General features: G+C 67.6%; 17 protein-coding genes and 1 tRNA gene. 8 read left to right on the plus strand and 10 right to left on the minus strand.

The genetic code is table 11. From position 1 onward, the window contains the following. Positions 1-45: 45 nt before the first annotated feature. A complete protein-coding gene (locus ACVWZ7_RS07745; protein WP_091255337.1) occupies positions 46-399 on the minus strand; it encodes a DUF2516 family protein in 354 nt (117 codons plus the stop codon). 9 nt (positions 400-408) lie between these two features. After that, on the minus strand, positions 409-1,605 hold the full coding sequence (locus ACVWZ7_RS07750; RefSeq protein ID WP_456507487.1) for a trans-sulfuration enzyme family protein: 1,197 nt from the start codon (positions 1,603-1,605) through the stop codon (positions 409-411). A 123-nt stretch (positions 1,606-1,728) separates the two neighbouring features. On the opposite strand from ACVWZ7_RS07750, the gene tmk reads away from it, so the two are divergent. The 5 genes from tmk (at position 1,729) to ACVWZ7_RS07775 (ending at position 6,784) form a co-directional block, all read left to right on the plus strand. After that, complete coding sequence (tmk, locus tag ACVWZ7_RS07755) at positions 1,729-2,385, plus strand: dTMP kinase (protein WP_344363132.1); 657 nt, start codon at positions 1,729-1,731, stop codon at positions 2,383-2,385. Beyond that, positions 2,382-3,524, plus strand: a complete 1,143-nt coding sequence (locus ACVWZ7_RS07760; RefSeq protein WP_456507488.1) for a DNA polymerase III subunit delta' — start codon at positions 2,382-2,384, stop codon at positions 3,522-3,524. The genes tmk and ACVWZ7_RS07760 overlap by 4 nt, the downstream gene beginning before the upstream one ends. 59 nt (positions 3,525-3,583) lie before the next feature. Further along, positions 3,584-5,170 (plus strand): alpha/beta hydrolase, encoded by a 1,587-nt coding sequence (locus ACVWZ7_RS07765; protein ID WP_202615942.1) that lies wholly within the window; start codon positions 3,584-3,586, stop codon positions 5,168-5,170. 129 nt (positions 5,171-5,299) lie between these two features. Beyond that, a tRNA-Thr gene (locus tag ACVWZ7_RS07770) sits at positions 5,300-5,372 on the plus strand. Positions 5,373-6,037: 665 nt separating this feature from the next. After that, complete coding sequence (locus ACVWZ7_RS07775) at positions 6,038-6,784, plus strand: biosynthetic peptidoglycan transglycosylase (protein ID WP_116768629.1); 747 nt, start codon at positions 6,038-6,040, stop codon at positions 6,782-6,784. Positions 6,785-7,020: 236 nt separating this feature from the next. Here the strand turns inward: ACVWZ7_RS07775 and ACVWZ7_RS07780 are convergent, their stop codons facing one another. From ACVWZ7_RS07780 to ACVWZ7_RS07795, 4 genes are all read right to left on the minus strand, one after another. Continuing rightward, the gene (locus ACVWZ7_RS07780; protein ID WP_456507489.1) at positions 7,021-7,419 is read right to left on the minus strand and encodes a hypothetical protein; all 399 of its coding nucleotides are present in this window, start codon (positions 7,417-7,419) and stop codon (positions 7,021-7,023) included. Between the two features lie 20 nt (positions 7,420-7,439). Then, positions 7,440-7,973 carry a hypothetical protein gene (locus ACVWZ7_RS07785; protein ID WP_456507490.1) on the minus strand — a complete coding sequence of 178 codons (534 nt, stop codon included), beginning with the start codon at positions 7,971-7,973 and terminating at the stop codon, positions 7,440-7,442. Between the two features lie 518 nt (positions 7,974-8,491). Next, positions 8,492-10,141, minus strand: coding sequence for a cellulase family glycosylhydrolase (locus ACVWZ7_RS07790; RefSeq protein WP_456507491.1), 1,650 nt, complete (start codon positions 10,139-10,141; stop codon positions 8,492-8,494). 108 nt (positions 10,142-10,249) lie between these two features. Next, positions 10,250-10,507 (minus strand): DUF4190 domain-containing protein, encoded by a 258-nt coding sequence (locus ACVWZ7_RS07795; RefSeq protein ID WP_456507492.1) that lies wholly within the window; start codon positions 10,505-10,507, stop codon positions 10,250-10,252. A 190-nt stretch (positions 10,508-10,697) separates the two neighbouring features. On the opposite strand from ACVWZ7_RS07795, the gene ACVWZ7_RS07800 reads away from it, so the two are divergent. Continuing rightward, a complete protein-coding gene (locus tag ACVWZ7_RS07800; RefSeq protein ID WP_456507493.1) occupies positions 10,698-12,107 on the plus strand; it encodes an MFS transporter in 1,410 nt (469 codons plus the stop codon). On the opposite strand, the gene ACVWZ7_RS07805 is transcribed toward ACVWZ7_RS07800, so the two are convergent. After that, positions 12,104-12,577 (minus strand): DUF2231 domain-containing protein, encoded by a 474-nt coding sequence (locus ACVWZ7_RS07805; protein ID WP_116768602.1) that lies wholly within the window; start codon positions 12,575-12,577, stop codon positions 12,104-12,106. The two genes, ACVWZ7_RS07800 and ACVWZ7_RS07805, sit on opposite strands and share 4 nt — an antisense overlap. Before the next feature lie 93 nt (positions 12,578-12,670). On the opposite strand from ACVWZ7_RS07805, the gene ACVWZ7_RS07810 reads away from it, so the two are divergent. Beyond that, a complete protein-coding gene (locus ACVWZ7_RS07810) occupies positions 12,671-13,642 on the plus strand; it encodes a hypothetical protein (protein WP_456507494.1) in 972 nt (323 codons plus the stop codon). A 36-nt stretch (positions 13,643-13,678) separates the two neighbouring features. Further along, positions 13,679-13,912 carry a hypothetical protein gene (locus ACVWZ7_RS07815; protein ID WP_116768600.1) on the plus strand — a complete coding sequence of 78 codons (234 nt, stop codon included), beginning with the start codon at positions 13,679-13,681 and terminating at the stop codon, positions 13,910-13,912. 169 nt (positions 13,913-14,081) lie between these two features. On the opposite strand, the gene ACVWZ7_RS07820 is transcribed toward ACVWZ7_RS07815, so the two are convergent. The 3 genes from ACVWZ7_RS07820 to ACVWZ7_RS07830 all read right to left on the minus strand — a co-directional run bounded on the left by ACVWZ7_RS07820 (position 14,082) and on the right by ACVWZ7_RS07830 (position 16,157). After that, positions 14,082-14,927 carry an aldo/keto reductase gene (locus ACVWZ7_RS07820; RefSeq protein WP_456507495.1) on the minus strand — a complete coding sequence of 282 codons (846 nt, stop codon included), beginning with the start codon at positions 14,925-14,927 and terminating at the stop codon, positions 14,082-14,084. Positions 14,928-14,989: 62 nt separating this feature from the next. Continuing rightward, the gene (locus tag ACVWZ7_RS07825) at positions 14,990-15,466 is read right to left on the minus strand and encodes a hypothetical protein (protein WP_456507496.1); all 477 of its coding nucleotides are present in this window, start codon (positions 15,464-15,466) and stop codon (positions 14,990-14,992) included. A gap of 7 nt (positions 15,467-15,473) precedes the next feature. Further along, positions 15,474-16,157 (minus strand): bacterial proteasome activator family protein, encoded by a 684-nt coding sequence (locus tag ACVWZ7_RS07830; protein ID WP_344363039.1) that lies wholly within the window; start codon positions 16,155-16,157, stop codon positions 15,474-15,476. Between the last annotated feature and the right edge of the window lie 192 nt (positions 16,158-16,349).

Consider the following 16,349-nt stretch of genomic DNA (forward strand, 5'->3'; position numbering starts at 1 on the left):
CAGGGTTCCCTCAGCGAGCTTGCGAGCTTAGGGGGCCGGCGGGGACTACCAGGGGCCGTAGGGGCCCATGTTGCGGCCGCGGCCGGCGTCCTTGACCGCGGGGCGAACGTCAGCGAGATAGACGGACGCCGCTGTCACGGCGGCAAGCCCGAAAATGCCGAGCGAGCTGGCTCCGCCGCCGCTTCCCAGCTGCGCGAGCAGGGAGAAGAGGCCCACGGCGAAGGCGCCGCCGGTCAAGGCTAGCCAGAAGGTCTTGGTCCGTTTCGATACGGCCTCGAACGCGTTGGCCTTGTGCCGGAGGCAGTCGAAAAACGCCCATGCCTCCAAGGCAAAGGCCACGATCGCCAGGACCAGGTAGATCCCGGATTCGACATAGAAAATGAGTAAGCGTCCGTCCACTCCCCCAGCCTAGCCGTCTAGCGTCCCCAACGCCTGCTCCAAATCGGCCCAAAGGTCTTCCACGTTTTCAATTCCCACGCTCATCCGGACCAGATTGTCCGGCACGCTCTCCGGCTCGGCTGTGTGCCGGCGCCGGCGTTCGATCAGGGACTCCACCCCGCCCAGGGACGTCGCCGGAAGCCAAAGGTGAAGGGCGCGGATCATGCGGTCCGCCGCCTCCGCGCCGCTAAGGCTGCCCCCGTGACCACGTCCCGGTGCCACCTCGATACACAGGATGGAACCGAATCCCTTCATGTGGGCCTTGGCACGCTCGTGGCCGGGGTCCGAAGACAGACCGGGGAAACGGATGCCGGCAACCCGCGGATGACCGGCCAGCCGCTCGGCCAGGATCTGCGCGGAGGCCTGCGATCGCTCGATCCGCAGTGCCAGGGTCCGGAGCCCGCGCAGGGCCAGCCATGCCTCAAACGGTCCGGCGATCCCGCCGTGGATGGTGCGGTGGTGCAGCAACGCGGCGCGGAGACCGGCGTCGGAGGTCACGAGGGCGCCGAGCACGACGTCGGAGTGCCCGGACAGGTACTTTGTCACCGAATGCAGCACGACGTCGGAGCCCAGGCTGAGGGGCTGCTGCACGAGCGGCGTGGAAAAGGTGTTGTCCGTGACGACGATCGCGCCGGCCTCGTGTGCCGCGGCGGTCAGGGCCCGCATGTCGGCGATGCCGAGCATGGGGTTGGTGGGGCTCTCCAGCCACAGCATGCTGGCGGCACGCCCGCCGGCCGGGGCGAGCGCGGCCAGGACGGCGTCGGTGTCGGCGATATCCACCGTCCTCAATTCGAGGAACCCTTTGGCCGCCAGTTCGGTGGCCATGGTGACCGAGCCCGCATAGCTATGCGACGGCATCACGAGCACGCCTTGGGCGGGCACCAGAGACAGGGCCGAGCTGACGGCGGCGAGTCCCGACGCGTAGAGCAGGCCCGGCAGGTCCGCGCCTTCCAACTGGCCCAGCGCCTCTTCGAAGGGATCCCACGTGGGGTTGGAATAGCGGCCGTAGCCGCGGTCGCCGTCGCCCAGCGGTCCGGTGCCGAAGTACGTGGAGGACAGCACCAGCGGCGGGTTGACCGGTTCGTCGCGGGTGCGCGGCGGGCGCCCTGCTGCCACGACCAAGGATTCCGGCGAAAGCGTTGCGGCCAGTTCTTCAGAAAGACTCATGGAGACAGGGTACGTGTGAGCCCCTCAGGGCACCCAAGCCGTTACGCCGCAGACTCTGGTGTCGGTGATTGTCGGTAGTCTAGAACCGTGACTACCCAGAGCCCCGGAGCGTCCCCTCAACAGTTGCCCGGTCTGTTGCCCGGTCTGTTCATTGCCTTCGAAGGCGGAGACGGCGCCGGCAAGTCCACCCAGGCGGCTGAACTCGCCAAAGCCCTGGAATCGAGCGGCTTCACGGTGCTGCGGACCCGGGAGCCGGGCGGCACGCCGATCGGCGAGAAGTTGCGTTCCCTTGTGCTGGATCACGGGCACGGCCACATCGATGCCCATACCGAGGCCCTGATTTTCGCGGCGTCACGGGCGGCCCATGCGAGCCAGGTTATCCGGCCGGCCCTGGAACGCGGCGAGATCGTCCTCACGGACCGGTACATTGACTCCTCGGTCGCCTACCAGGGCGCCGGGCGCGGCCTCGGGACGGAGGCGGTGCGGGACATCAACGCTTGGGCGACGTCAGGCCTGCAGCCGGACCTCACGGTACTGCTCGATGTCGACCCCGCCGTCGGCCGGCAGCGACGCACCGCCGGCGATGCCGCCGAAGACCGCCTCGAGTCCGAAGCCGACGAATTCCACGCCAAGATCCGGGCAGCTTTCCTGGACCTGGCCGCCGCCCGGCCCGAGGCGTATCTGGTGCTTCCGGCCCGTCTGCCCGTCACCGAACTCGCCGCACGAATCTTTGAGCGCGTCGAATCCCTGCTGGCCGTCGCCCAAAGCAGCACGGCATGACCGTCTGGGGCGACCTCCAGGGCCAGGACGCCGTCGTGGCCCAGCTGCGCCAGGCGGCCCAGGGCGAAGGCCTCACGCATGCGTGGCTATTCACCGGTCCGCCCGGTTCCGGCCGCTCCAACGCCGCCAAGGCCTTCGCCGCGGCCCTGAACTGCGACCAGGAGGACGTCAGCCAGCGCGGGTGCGGCGAGTGCCCGGCATGCCTGACCATTCTCGGCGAAACCCATTCCGACGTCGCGTTCGTGCGCACCGAAAAGGTCACCATCACCATTGATGAGGCGCGCGAGCTCGTGTCCACGGCAGGGAACCGGCCGTCGTCGGCCCGGTGGCGGATCATTGTGGTGGAGGACGCGGACCGGATGGCCGAGCGCACCACCAACGTCCTGCTCAAGGCCATTGAGGAACCCACACCCCGCACCGTCTGGATGCTCTGTGCCCCCTCCCCCGCCGATGTCCTCGTGACCATCCGCTCCCGCTGCCGTCCGGTGGCGCTGCGGCTTCCGCCGGCCGCCGACGTCGCGGCCCTGCTGGTCAAGCGCGACGGCGTGGACCCGGCGGTTGCCGAGCGCGCTGCCCGGGCGGCGCAGAGCCACGTGGGGATCGCCCGCCGCCTGGCCCGGGACCCGGAGGCCCGTGAGCGCCGCCTGGAGACCGTTCGTTTTCCGCTGTCCCTGCGTGGTGTCACGGCGGCGGTCATGATGGCGGAGAAGCTGGTCAAGATCGCCACCGAGGAAGCCACCAGTTCCAATGACGAGCGCGACGCCGCCGAGAAAGCGGCACTGCTGGCCACCCTCGGGGCACCCGAAAGCGGCACGCTGCCGCCGGCCATGCGGGGCCAGGTCAAGCAGCTCGAAGATGACCAGAAACGCCGCGCCAAGCGCTCGATCACCGATTCCCTTGACCGCACGCTGACGGACCTGCTGTCCTTTTACCGGGATGTCCTGATCATCCAGATGGGGAACGCCGTGGAACTGGTCAATCTTGAACTCCGGAACGAACTCGAAGACTTCGCTTCCCGTTCCACCGCCGAAGTGACCCTTGCCCGCATGGACGCCATCAACAAGGCCCGCAAACGGATCACCACCACCAACGTGGCTCCGCTGCTGGCGATTGAGTCCATGGCCTCCAGCCTGATTTGATGGCCGCGGCCACTCCACCGACACCATCGCTTTCGTTCCTATCCTCCAAGGAGATCCGCATGAAGCCTGCTCGACCCAAGTCCGCAAGATCCCGATCCCTGGCGATCGGCATGCGGGCCGTCGGCGCCGCGGCCTTGGCCGTGACACTGGCCTCGTGCAGCCTTTTCGGTGGTGGCAGCGGCGGCGGCTCAGGTGCCGCAACGTCGGGGGCCGCATCGGGACAGGCGGACCCCTCGATCGCTGCGGCGGCGCCCGCGGAACTGCGCAGCTTCTACTCCCAGCGGATCGACTGGAAGCCGTGCGAGAGCAGCTTCCAGTGCGCCAAAATCAAGGTCCCGCTGGACTACAGCAAGCCTGACGGTGACCACATCGAACTCGCCGCCATCAAGCTCCCCACGAAGGGCAACAAGAAGGGCACCCTCTTGGTCAACCCCGGCGGCCCGGGCGGATCGGGCTATGACTTCGTCAGGGACGCGGCCAACACCAACATTTCGGAGAAGGTCCGGTCCGCCTATGACATCGTGGGCTTCGACCCCCGCGGCGTGAAGCGCTCCGCCCCGGTCACGTGCCTCACGGACGCGGAACGCGACGCGTCCCGTGCCAAGACCTATGCCCTGGACACCGATGCCGGACTGCAAGCGGCCCTGGCCGACAACAAGGCCATCGCAGCCAAATGCGCAGAAAACACCGGGCCGGTCCTGGGCCAGATCGACACCGTCAGCGCGGCCAAGGACCTCGACATCCTCCGCGGTGTGGTCAACGACGCCAAGCTGAACTACCTCGGCTACTCCTACGGGACGCTCCTGGGCGCCACCTACGCGTCGCTGTTCCCGGACAACGTCGGCCGGCTGGTCCTCGACGGCGCGTTGGATCCGTCTCTGAGCTACGAGGAACTGACTGCCGGCCAGACCGTGGCCTTCGACAAGGCCCTGCACACCTACGTTGCCAACTGCCAGCAGACCAGCGGATGCCCGATGACGGGAAGCGCCGAGGACGGCGTCCAGCAGATCCGCAACGCGATCAACGCCGCGGAGGCCAACCCGCTGCCGTCGAAGGACGGCCGGAAGGTCTCCGGGTCGACGTTCGTCAGCGGCCTCATCATCCCGCTCTACAACAATGACAACTGGCCGATCCTCACCCGGGCGCTCGGCCAGGCCCTGGCCGGCGACGGCACGGGCATGATGCAACTGGCCGACTTCGGCGCCGACCGGGACCCCAGCGGCACCTACACGTCGAACAGCTCCTTCGCCTTCAACGCCATCAACTGCCTGGACTACCCCATGGTGACCGACACCGCCTCCATGCGGGCCGAGGACCAGAAGCTGCGCCAGCTCTCCCCCACACTGGGTTACTACTTCGCCTACGGCGGAACTAACTGCAAGGACTGGCCGTACAAAAACGTCCGGACCCCGGCCCCAGTGGAGTACAAGGGTTCGGCCCCCATTGTTGTTGTGGGAACGACTGGCGATCCGGCCACCCCCGTCGAATGGGCCAGCTCCCTGCGCAAGCAGCTCGGGAATGCCTCGCTGCTGACGTGGAAGGGCGAGGGCCACACGGCTTATGGCCGCTCCAACAGCTGCATCGGCAACGCCGTCGATGACTACCTCGTGGACGGCAAGACTCCGGCGGACAACACCGTCTGCTAGGTAGCGTCTGCTCGGTACGGTTTGCTGGGCCGGCGGGCGCCGCGGACGCTCATTTTGACCCGGACGCCGGGACTCTATTACAGTTATCTCTTGCATGATCCGCCCGGTTCGCCGGGCTTTCATGTGGTTGCTTCCTTAGCTCAGTTGGTAGAGCGTCTCACTCGTAATGAGAAGGTCGCCAGTTCGATTCTGGCAGGAAGCTCGGGAAGAACCCCGTATTTCCGCTGATTCAGCGGGGATACGGGGTTTTTTGCTGGTGGCCGTGGGATGCCCTTATGACCGCACCGAGCGCGCCGAGTGCGGCCGGACCCTCACCAGCCCCGCCGGCGCTCCTCCGGTCACGGACTTATTTTGAACTCCAGGTGTGCAGCGGCGCCCACCGCGTAGCCGGCTGAGAACAATTCCCAGGACTGCCCGGTAGAATTTCGTCCCATCCTTCATCTCTTTGAGATTTATCCGGGAGCGAGCAGCGAAGGCAAACTGATGGACAACCCGACATCACCTACCCCGCCGCGGCGGCCACCGCCGGACCACCCTCCGCGATCTGGCCGTCCGGGCACAGCACCTGCGAAGGTCGTCAGTTACCCGGTGCCGGGCCCAACCTCGCAGGACGGTCAGCCTGGCCTGTGGACTACTGAGGGACCGGAGGAAGCGCCGGCGAAAGTTGTCAGCTACCCGGTGCCCGGGGCCCCGGCGTCTCAGGAGCCTGCGTCGCCGACTGTAAGCCCGCCTGCGGTGGAGCCGGATCGAGCTAAGCAGCCTGGCCCTCCGGTCGGTCATCCCGGCAAGCGTCCTAAGCGGAGGTGGCGCCGCAAACTCCTGCTGGCTCTGATCGCCCCGCTGGTTCTGGTCCAGATCATTGCGTTTATGTTCAGCATGGGCGTGACCCTGCCGCGCACTGCTTACATGCTGGAGGCCGGCGAGCCCAACGTCTACCAGTTTGTCTCGATCAACCACATCAGCCGGCACCTGCTCGCCGCGACAATCGCCCATGAAGACGAACAGCTCGGCACCCGCTCTGGCGCTTTCGACCTAGGAGACTTCCAGGCCAGGGCGCAGGCGTACTTCCAGGGAAAGCCCGACCCGAGCGGCTCCACCATCCCCCAGCAGCTGGTCAAGAACATTTTCCTCTGGGACGACCAAAGCGCCGCCCGCAAAGGCATCGAGGCCGTCCTGGCAACCCAGTTCAGTTACACGCTGAGCCCCCAACGGGCTTTGGAGCTCTACCTGAACTATGCCCAGTTCGGCCCTCACCTGTACGGTGTCTGCGCCGCCAGCTGGTACTACTTCGGAACACCGCCGTGGAACATGTCCGATTACCAGTCTGCTCAACTGATGGGCGTCCTGCCTCTGCCGGATCTGGTCAGGAGAGACCCCAACGGTGGAATCTACCTCGGCGATGGCGTCCACCCCGCCGTCTGGAACCTGGTGAACGGGGCGGCCAACGTCTGGGTGCCACGGCAGATCACCGGTCTGGGTGGATGGCAGGCGGCCGTCGCAACGGTCGGTATCACCGACACCGCCGACAGTCATGCTGACCGGCGCGCCGACGACGACGCGTGCTCGACCATGCCTCAAAGCGTAAAGGACCGTATCCAGAGCGAAGCCGGCTAGCGTCTCAGCGCCGGGCTTCCTCCGCAACCGGGCCTCGATCTGGCGCTCGGTGTCCCCGGGCGCGGTGGTGTAGGTGAGGGGGATCCCGTCCGCGTCGGCGGTGAAAGAGCCCTGGGCGCTGTCAGTCTTGAGCTCGCCGGGCATCGTGCGAGTCTCGGCGGATGCCAATCATCCAGGTTCACAACGCGTCCCCGAAACGCGAGTTGCTGGCCGCACTGACAGCGGTGGCACAGGAATCAGTTGGCGGGATCGGCCTCGGCGTCCCAGACCGGCAAAATTTGAGGGTCGGGGAACAGCAGGTCCGCCAGCATCGCGCTCAGCGCTGCGGGGACCAGGAAGAGCCCCGCCAAATGGGCGTAGAGCCCGTCAGGAATTTCCGCGGACAACCCTCCGACGACCACTGCGGGCAGCGCCGTCAAAATCGACACCCAGAGCGGCCTTCGCCTCAGCCTCGCCCACACGGCAGCCGCCGCGAACGCCGTAGATCCGAGGAATACCAGGCCGTGCCCTTCCGCGTCCGTGGGTGACCTGACGATGAGGCTGAACGACTCGGCCAGCCCGCACGCCGTCACCGCAACAGCGAACAGGACAAGCAACGACCATGCTCCGTCGGCCCAGCGGACATGATCTCTCATGGACTGACGGTACCCTCTGCCTAGGCGTAGTGCAGGCTCAGCAGCATCGCCTTCAGTTGCGCGTAGCGCTCTGTGCCCATCCAGCCTTTCGCTTCGGCCGGGGAAGCAAAAGCCGGTGTGGACGGCGCATCGGACAAAACGACCCAGGCGCTCAGGACGCCGTTGGGCAGCCGGATCTGGTTGGAACCGGAGGAGTCGGTGGTTGCCAGGAATTCCCTCGCGTTCCGGACGTCCATGAAGTAATAAGGGCCTCCGGTGGCCCCCGGGTACTCGTCATAGGCGAAGCCGAACTCTGTGGCTTCCCCCGCCATGTTGGTAACGCCGGGCACCGGTGCGTGATCCAGGATGGTCCGACTTGCCGGCCCGGCGGCGCCGTCGCCGTACATGCCGCTGTACATGCGGGCCAATCCTGTGCCGGACGCATCCGAGATGATCGCTTCGAATGAGTTCTTCTGGGCTTCCGCGTTGAGCGCCGGACCAGGCTTCACCTTGACCGTCCAGCCGGCCGGGTGAATAAACGAAATGTGGCCGTCCGGGAACGTGAACGTCTGCAATGCTGCAGCCCGGGGTGTCTCCGGGGCGGGGCCGGAGACGTGGTCTCGCTTGCGGCCCGGGCAGAGTCGGCAGCGGTAATCGTTGCAGCGGGTGCAGCCGGGGTTGTGGAGATCGGTTGCGTGCTCGCCTGCGGGTCGGCGCAGGCCGCGGTCGTGAGGAGTATGCCCGTCAGGGTCGCGGTGCCCAGCAGGCGCGTGGTGCGTTTTTTCAAGTTATCCCCCAAAGAAGTGCGGCAACGGAGGCTGGCAGAAGAGAAAACTCGGGCCCGCCGCTGGCCTTAACCATGCGCCGTTTTCGGCACATCTGTCGACACGTCCGGCAGCCCAACCACCAAGGGAGGGCGGCGCTCAGCGTGCGATGAACGCGCCGCTGACCCGGGACGCGGTCGTGAAGCCAAGAAGCGACCCGGTGACCCGGACGGCGATCTTCGCGTTCCGGTCGGCCGCCCTGACCTTGTAGGTGGCCGAGCAAGCATTCGAGATAATGACGCCGACGGCGACGAGCCGGGCTGGTCCGGCTATTTCAGGGTCAGCACCGGGTTGACGGGGGCCATCAGCGAGTCCACCTGCAGGCCCACGGACAGTTTCTGGCCGGCGGCGATCTTGGTGGCCCAGTCCGATCCGCTGCAGGTCACCGACACCCTGGGAATGACCGTGCAGGTGATGCCCCAGGAGTTGGCCACCCGGGTGACATTGGCATCGGGCCAGCTCACGCTCCAGCCGGCGGCGGCCCGGAGCCCGGTGACCTCGATGTTGGCCACGTAACCACCGGTCCACGAACTGGTCAGTTTCCAGACCGCGCTGATGGACCCGCCCGACGTCGGCACGGGAGACGCTGACGCCGTCGGCGACGGCGACGCAGTGGCGGTTGGCGTCGCGGTGGTTGTGGGCGTCGGTGTTGCGGTGACCGTCGGCGACGGGGACGCCGTGACAGTCGGCGACGGGGACGCCGTCGGGGATACTGTCGGGGACGGGGTGCTCTTCAGGATCGGTGCGAGGGCGGCGAGTTTGGCGGTCTCCGGGGTGCGCCAGTCCGACTGGACAAGGCCCCCGGTGATCGCGCTGTTCGGGTTGAACGCCCAATAAGCGAAGCTCATGGAGTTGGTCCCGAGGTAGGAGACGATCTTCTCCATCCACTGTTTGTCGGACGTGGTCTGCAGCGCGGTCCCGAACTCGCCGAGCAGAACCGGGGCGATGCCCTGCTTCTGGATGTAGCCCCAGTTGGCGTCCCAGACGGCCGGCAGGTTGTTTGGGTAGCTGGGATCGCTGAACCACTTCTGCGCAAACAACGACGCCGGGTAGTCGTGCGGGGAATACACTACGCGGTTGGGTGTGGCCAGGGTGACGGGCTTGTTCTTGACGTCGGCCAGGCCGCCGCCCCACCAGGTGGACGTGCCGTTGCCTTGGTTCTCTATCCCCTCGATGATGATCAGCAGGTTGGGGTTGGCGGCCAGGACGGCGTTCCCGCCACGGGTGGCTGCGGCCTGCCAGTCGGTGGCGGCGGCCCCGCCCCAGGTCGCTGCGCCGGCGGGCTCGTTGTGAAGGTCGGCGCCGATGACGGTGGGATCGTTCTTGTAGCGCGCGGCGAGCATCTTCCAGTCGGCGATCCACTTCGACTCCGGGTATGCGGAGGTGTACCACAGCGGGGACTGGTCCGCGGAGGACGGCCGGTGCCGGTCCAGGATGATGTGAAGGCCGTTGGCCTTGGCGCGGGCGATCACCGTGTCCATCAGAAACAAGGGTGTCTTGCCTTCGAGCCCGTAGGCGCGGTTGGCCCAGTAGTTCAGGCTTCCCTTGATGGACGTCGCGGCCAGGCACTCATTGGAGAACGGCAGCCGGACGGTGTTGAAGCCCATCGACTTGATGTTGGCCAGGGCGTCGTCGATGGTCAGGGTCCACAGCCCGTGCGGCATGCAGTCAGGGGTTTCCATGCCGAACCAGGATGCTGCCTTGATCGTATACGGGGCGTTGTTCGAGTCCAGGATCGTGCCGCCGGAGGTGTGCAGCCAGCCGGTCGGCGCCGGGGTTGTTGCGGCGATGGCCGGGGGCGGCGCGGCCACGGCGACGCCGGCGAAAGCCAGCCCGGCAGCCACCGCAATTCCAAGAAGGGCGGCAGGCACGGAAGGTCGACGGCCAGCGTGGCGGGACGGGTTGGAAAGCAGCTTCACAGTTCCTCCTGAGAGTGGCGTGCGGGTGCGGCCCTGGTGACCCGGGGCGGCAGGCGGGACGCAAACGGCCCCTTCCGGCCGGTGCCGGAGGGGGCCGTCTGCCGAGTCTTAGCGGTTTGCGGCCGCAGTGCCCATGATTACAACGAGGAAGATCACCGTAAAGGCGATCGACGCGTAGCCGATGACCAGTGCGGCGATGGCCAGGCCACGGCCGCTTTCACCGGTGGTCTTAATCTGGTTCAGGGCGATGTGACCCAGGATGATCCCGAGCAGGCTGATAAAGAAGGATGAAACGAGTGCCGCGATGGCCAGACCGTTGGTCTTCGCGGATGCGGGCGCGTAGCCCTGGTATTGGGGTGAGCTCATGGTTGTGAAGCCTTTCAATCCGTCGGTGTGGGTCCCCCCGGCCCGCACAATGCGGATCGGCTCTCAAAAAGTACCAAGCAGATGCCGAAAACGGTCCACTTCGCCCAATATTTCCTCCCGCGCCACGGCAGGGGCACAGCGCCCTGACCTGCGTATTGTCTTTTTCCGGGTCGTCGGCGAGCCTTAGGGAATGGAACGGCCCGGCCGCAGGCTGCCAGCCCGGCAGCAGCAGGAAAGTCCGCCGGCACGGACCGGCGGACGGCGAGGCCTGCGGGGGCGCCCGCAATGGGGCACAGTGGTGGCGTTCGGCCTAGTCAGCCTCGCCACGGACATGGTGTCCGACGGCGCCCGGCCGCTGGGAGGTCCCCTGCTCGCCCAACTCGGCGCATCAGCGCTGTTTGTGGGTCTCGTGACGGGCGCCGCAGAAGCCGCGGCGCAGGGGCTGCGGCTGGTGTTCGGTCCCTGGGCGGATCGCACCGGGAAATACTGGACTTTCACGATGGCCGGGTACGTGCTCACGGCGGCGTGCGTCCCGCTGCTGGCGTTGGCGCCCTTGGCCGGATCCGCCGGACTGGCACTGGCGGCCGCGCTCCTGATCGGGGACCGGGTTGGCAAAGCCGTCCGTAGCCCGGCAAAGACCGTCCTGCTGGCTGCCGCTGCCGGGCCGGTTGGGCGGGGCCGTGGCTTCGCCGTCCACAAATCCCTCGATCTGGCCGGCGCTCTCCTGGGCCCGCTGCTCGTCTCCGCGGTGCTGGTGGCCACCGGCTCGCTGTCGGCGGCGTTTGCGGTGCTCGTCTTACCGGCGGCGGCAGCGCTGGCGATCCTCGTGTGGTTGCGTCGCAGGGTGCCGGACCCGGGCGACGTCCCGGCAGGACCCGTTGCCGCCGTCACCGAGTTCCCCGCAGACGCCGCGGCACCGGGCTCGGCTCCCGGGTCCGTCCCAGCTTCGGCACCGGGTTCTTCGCCGGCTTCGTCGTCGGGTTCCGTGCTTCTCCCTGCGAACGGCGGCCGGCCGCCGTCGGTGTTTTCCGGCGCCTTTGTCCTGTTTGCCGCCGCCGCCTTCTTCTGGAGCGCCGGCCTGGTGGCTTTCGGCGTCATCTCCTACCATCTGACGGCCGACGTCGCGGTTCCCGTCTCAGTCGTTCCACTGCTGTACGCAGCCGCCATGGGGGCGGCCGCCGTCGGGGCCCTCGCCAGTGGCGTCCTTTACGACCGTGCCGGGGCGGCCGTGCTGCTCGGCCTTCCCGTGCTGATCGCGGGGGTGCCTGTGCTGGCCCTGGCACCGAGTGCCGGCGTCGTTCTGGCCGGTGTCCTGGTCTGGGGCGCCGCCACGGGCATCCAGGACTCCACGGTCAAGGCGTTGGTGGCCGATCTCGTGCCGCAGCCCCGGCAGGGCACCGCCTACGGGGTGTTCGCGGCATTCGAAGGGGCCGGGGCGTTGGCGGGCGGGGTACTGTACGGATCGCTTTACGGCGCGCGGCCGGTGCTCATTGCTGCGGTGGCGGCGCTCCAGGCGGCGGCCCTCGTCCTGCTCCTTATCACCCTGCACAGAAGCCGGCGCCCGTCAGCGGGTCACGGGCGTGCCGAAGCGCTGACTTAGCGGCTCCAGACGGACGCCGCGCCGGAATGCCCTGTGATGACGCTTTGGTAGATGAAGAAAGCGCCCGCGACGGCACCGGCAATGAGGAGGACCACTCGGACGATCCGGTTGTCCCGCAGTCCGCCGAGGAACGCCAGACGCCGGCCGAAGGGCTCATAGGTGACCACCAGCATGGCCGCGACGATGACGAAGAAAATCACCGAAAACACCTTGAGCACATCGCCCTGCTGGGCATGCTCGCGGACCAGGGCCGACGCCGGACGGGCCTTCTCCAACTGCTCGCCGGCCTGAGCCGTCACCACCGTTATGGGAACCAGAATCAGCGACAACACGCCCAGCGGCCAGGCCAGGTAGCTCCGCCAGCGCGGTGCCACGGCGTAGACAATGGCGCCCAGACCCGCAAGCGGTCCGAACACCACCACGGCGTGGACGAGCAGGACGTGGGCCGGTAGCCCGCCAATTTCGATCAAGTGAATACTCCTCAGTATCGGGGCGCCGCCGGGTCTCATGACAAGGCCGCGAGCCGGTGCTCGCGGCCGGGCCGGGACTTCTATGATTCTTGCATGGGAACCCCGGGACTTGCGGGCATTGCCGGGCCGCTGTACGCGTTGCCGTACGGCGAGTTTGTTGCGGCAAGAACGGCTGCCGCCCGCCGCCTCAGTTCCGAGAACATCGCTGCCGCGGGGCAGAGGGCCCTGGCAGCCGAGGTGCGGGCCTTGCCCAAACCCTCCCTGGCCGCGTGGGCGGTGAACATGATGGCGGCGCACAGCCCCGAAATGCTGCGGGAGCTGGCCGAGCTGGGGACGTCGATGCAGGCCGCGCAGTCCGCCCTGGACGCTGCGGGCCTGCGCCTCCTCTCACAGGAACGGCGGCAGCTGCTCTCCGGTGCCGTGAAGGCGGCACGCGAACTGGCAGTTCGGCAGGGCCGGCCGATCAGCGACGCCGTGGCCGCGGAAGTGGAGAAGACACTGCGGGCCGCCACCACGGACGCCGGGGCCGCAGCAGCCGTTCAGAGCGGCTGCCTGCTCCGGGCACTCTCGGCGGACGGGGTCGACGTCGTCGATCTCGCCGGCGCGGTGGCCGTCCCCGGCAGCCTTCCGGCCCGGGAAGCCGACACCCGGGCCGTGCACGGAGGAGCCGACGGCGGGTTACCCGGCGGAGAACCGCCAGCGGTGCAGCCCCGTCTCCGGGTTGCCGGGAAAGCGCAGGTGACCCCGGCGCCGTCGGCGGTGGAACGGGCCCGGGCCCGGCTGCAGGAGGCCAAAGAGTCCGCCGCAGCGGCCGACGACGAGGCACGCGGCGCGGCGGCGGAACTGGAGGAGGCTGCAGCCGATACCAGGCGGTTGGCCGATGAGGCGCACGAGCTCCGGCGGCGCCTTGATCTGGCCGAAGCCGAGCTCAAAGTGGCACGGAAGCGTCACGAGCTGGCCGCGGCCATGGCTCAGCAGACGGCGAGGGCCGCGGACCGGGAACGCCGCAAGGAAGGCCTGGCCCGGGAACGCATGCTGCGGCTCGGCAACACGCCGGAGGCGTGAACTCTTAGTGTCGGAGGTCGGTTGCACACTGGAGTCATGGAGAACAACCAGGATTTCCAGCAGCATTTCCAGCAGCACTGCGACAACGCACAGGACGGCGCGCAGTACTTCGAAGTCACGTACTGGGACACAGACTCCGGCCGGATCCGCACCGAGAGCTTCGATGACGCGGCCGCCGCGGACCGCTTCGCCAGCCGGTGCGTTTCGGGCGAAGACGGCTGGGCGGTCGTGGATGCTATCCCGGGAAAGGTACGCCGGGCCGCCGCCTGAGTCCGGTGCGGCACAGCGCACGCCGGGTCGGCACCGTCCCGTCCTGCGGGAACGGCCGGGCAGCAGAAAGGGCCTCCACCCCGTGCGGGGTGAAGGCCCTCTGCGAACGCCGGCCGGGTCAACCGGCCCGATGCTGTGAAGCGCCGGGCCGGTGCCTTAGGGCTGTTGCTTAAGCGAAGTCTGAGACTGCCGGGTCCGGGCCGATTCGGCCAGCGCCTTCGGCGGAACGGTCCAGTCCGTTGATGGCCTGGACGTCCGTCTCGTCAAGGGTGACATCGAGGGCCGCGTAGTTCTCGCGGATCCGGGATTCGGTCACGGACTTCGGGATGACGACGTTGCCGATCGCCAGGTGCCAGGCGATGACTACCTGGGCCGGGGTGGCACCGTGCTTGGCGGCAATCTGGGCAATGACGGGGCTTTCGAGGAGCTCGCCGCCCTGGCCCAGCGGCGACCATGCCTGGGTGAGGATGCCCTTGGAGGCGTTGAATTCGCGCAGGTCGGCCTGGTTGAAGAACGGGTGCAGCTCGACCTGGTTGATGGCCGGCACCACGCCGGTCTCGTCGATCAGGCGCTGCAGGCCCTCCTTGGTGAAGTTGGAGACGCCGATCGTCTTGACCCGGCCCTGCTTCTGGAGCTCGATGAGAGCCTTCCAGGTGTCAACGTACTTGTCCTGCTGGGGCTGCATCCAGTGGATGAGGTACAGGTCCAGGGTCTCGAGGCCCAGCCGCTCCATGGACTCCTCGAATGCCTTCAGGGTGGATTCGTAGCCCTGGTCCGCGTTCCACAGCTTGGTGGTGATGAAGATTTCCTCGGGCTTGAGGCCGGAACGCTCGATAGCGCGGCCAACCCCTGCTTCGTTGCCATAGATCTTGGCGGTGTCGATGTGGCGGAAGCCGGCCTCGAAGGCCTGGACAACCACCTTTTCGGCCACGTCATCTTCAACCTGCCACACCCCGTAGCCAAGCTGGGGAATGGTGTTGCCGTCATTGAAAGTCAGGTCCGGTGAAAAAGTCATATAACTATCCTGCCAACATCGGTGCAGTCCGGCTAGCGCCAGGGCGAAGCTAAGCTAGGCGCTTAACCGGGAATACCCGGCGTCGGGCCGCTGCCGGTTGCCTCGGCAAGCCGCCGTTCGGCGTCGTGGACGTGTTCCAGTACGGCGTCGGCGCGCCGCCGCACGGACGCAGCGCCCGCCGGGACAGGCCCAACGGCCAGGCGGAGCATCGCCGCCGCTTCCGCCGTCATGGCCAGTGAATTGCCCGCCGTGGAGAGGGCGCGGTGGACACCTGCCAGAGGCCCGGGAATGTCCAGTCCGTTACTGGGATATCGCCGCTGGGCCTCCACGCAGATCTCCCGGACCCTGGGAGCGAGCGCGGAAAGCTGGTTCGCGACCTCGACGAGCTCGCCGTACAGTGCCTCGTCCTCGACCCCTTCGAGGACCTGGTGGTAGCGGTCCAGTCCGCGGTTGAAGCGGTCATGGGCGCGCCGCCAGAGACCCTTGCCAAGTTCGGCGTCGTCCCTGCGCCCTTGCCGCGCCGCGCTGAAGAAGCCCAAGGTCGCGCTAAAGGTACTGGCCGGGACCGTGGTCCGGGTCGGCGGGCTCGGGAGGCTGGGAGGGGTCAGCGCCTCGGCGGGGCGCGGCGGCGCGAACCGGTTCGCCGTTCTCCCCGATGATGACGCCGGGTGCGATCACCGTTCCCGGCGGCAGCTGACGCAGCTGCATCTGCGCGTAGGCGTGCTCTCGGGCGGCGTGCTGAGCCGCGATTGCCGTCTGGATGCCGTGGAAGAGCCCCTCAAGCCAGCCGACCAGCTGGGCCTGGGCAATCCTGAGTTCGGCGTCGGACGGGGTGGCGTTCTCCGGAAAGGGTAGGTTGATCCGCTCGAGCTCCTCAACGAGCTCCGGGGCCAAGCCGTCCTCGAGTTCCTTGATGGAGCGCTCATGAATTTCGGCCAGCCGGACCCTGGCCGCGTCATCCAGGGGTGCCGACTTCACTTCGTCCAGCAGCTGCTTGATCATGGTGCCGATCCGCATGACCTTCGCGGGTTCGTCTACCAGGTCCTGAAGTTCGCTCCCCCGGGGCGGTCTGGGTACGGGGCCTGGAGCGCCGGCGTGGCCGTCCGGGACTGAAGCCGGCAATGCCACCGGCGCTCCGGGCAGGGGCAGGACGTCGTCCACGGGTGTGCCTTCGACGGGCACGTCGTCGGCAGTTTGATCTCCGGGCTGAGTGTCGTGCTGATCGCTCATGGCTTCATACTCTCACGCGTCCGGAGGCGCGGGTCCGGCGTCCGCCGGAAGCGGAAGGGCGCCGTCGGACACGATTGTGCCCGACGGCGCCCTTCCCCCGGATCCTTGACGGCGTCCCGCATTCGGCCGGTCAGCGGCATATGCCGCCCGCCACCACCGGGTACATCACGACTGCGTGTTCAGCAGCGGCGG

Source organism: Arthrobacter sp. TE12232 (genome assembly GCF_054062615.1).

Excerpts from the sequence above, each read along its gene's own strand:
- ACVWZ7_RS07750 (WP_456507487.1), bottom strand. The coding sequence starts at position 1,605 with ATGAGTCTTTCTGAAGAACTGGCCGCAACGCTTTCGCCGGAATCCTTG.
- ACVWZ7_RS07760 (WP_456507488.1), top strand. The coding sequence starts at position 2,382 with ATGACCGTCTGGGGCGACCTCCAGGGCCAGGACGCCGTCGTGGCCCAG.
- ACVWZ7_RS07765 (WP_202615942.1), top strand. The coding sequence starts at position 3,584 with ATGAAGCCTGCTCGACCCAAGTCCGCAAGATCCCGATCCCTGGCGATC.
- ACVWZ7_RS07775 (WP_116768629.1), top strand. The coding sequence starts at position 6,038 with ATGTTCAGCATGGGCGTGACCCTGCCGCGCACTGCTTACATGCTGGAG.
- ACVWZ7_RS07780 (WP_456507489.1), bottom strand. The coding sequence starts at position 7,419 with ATGAGAGATCATGTCCGCTGGGCCGACGGAGCATGGTCGTTGCTTGTC.
- ACVWZ7_RS07795 (WP_456507492.1), bottom strand. The coding sequence starts at position 10,507 with ATGAGCTCACCCCAATACCAGGGCTACGCGCCCGCATCCGCGAAGACC.
- ACVWZ7_RS07800 (WP_456507493.1), top strand. The coding sequence starts at position 10,698 with ATGGAACGGCCCGGCCGCAGGCTGCCAGCCCGGCAGCAGCAGGAAAGT.
- ACVWZ7_RS07810 (WP_456507494.1), top strand. The coding sequence starts at position 12,671 with ATGGGAACCCCGGGACTTGCGGGCATTGCCGGGCCGCTGTACGCGTTG.
- ACVWZ7_RS07815 (WP_116768600.1), top strand. The coding sequence starts at position 13,679 with ATGGAGAACAACCAGGATTTCCAGCAGCATTTCCAGCAGCACTGCGAC.
- ACVWZ7_RS07820 (WP_456507495.1), bottom strand. The coding sequence starts at position 14,927 with ATGACTTTTTCACCGGACCTGACTTTCAATGACGGCAACACCATTCCC.
- ACVWZ7_RS07830 (WP_344363039.1), bottom strand. The coding sequence starts at position 16,157 with ATGAGCGATCAGCACGACACTCAGCCCGGAGATCAAACTGCCGACGAC.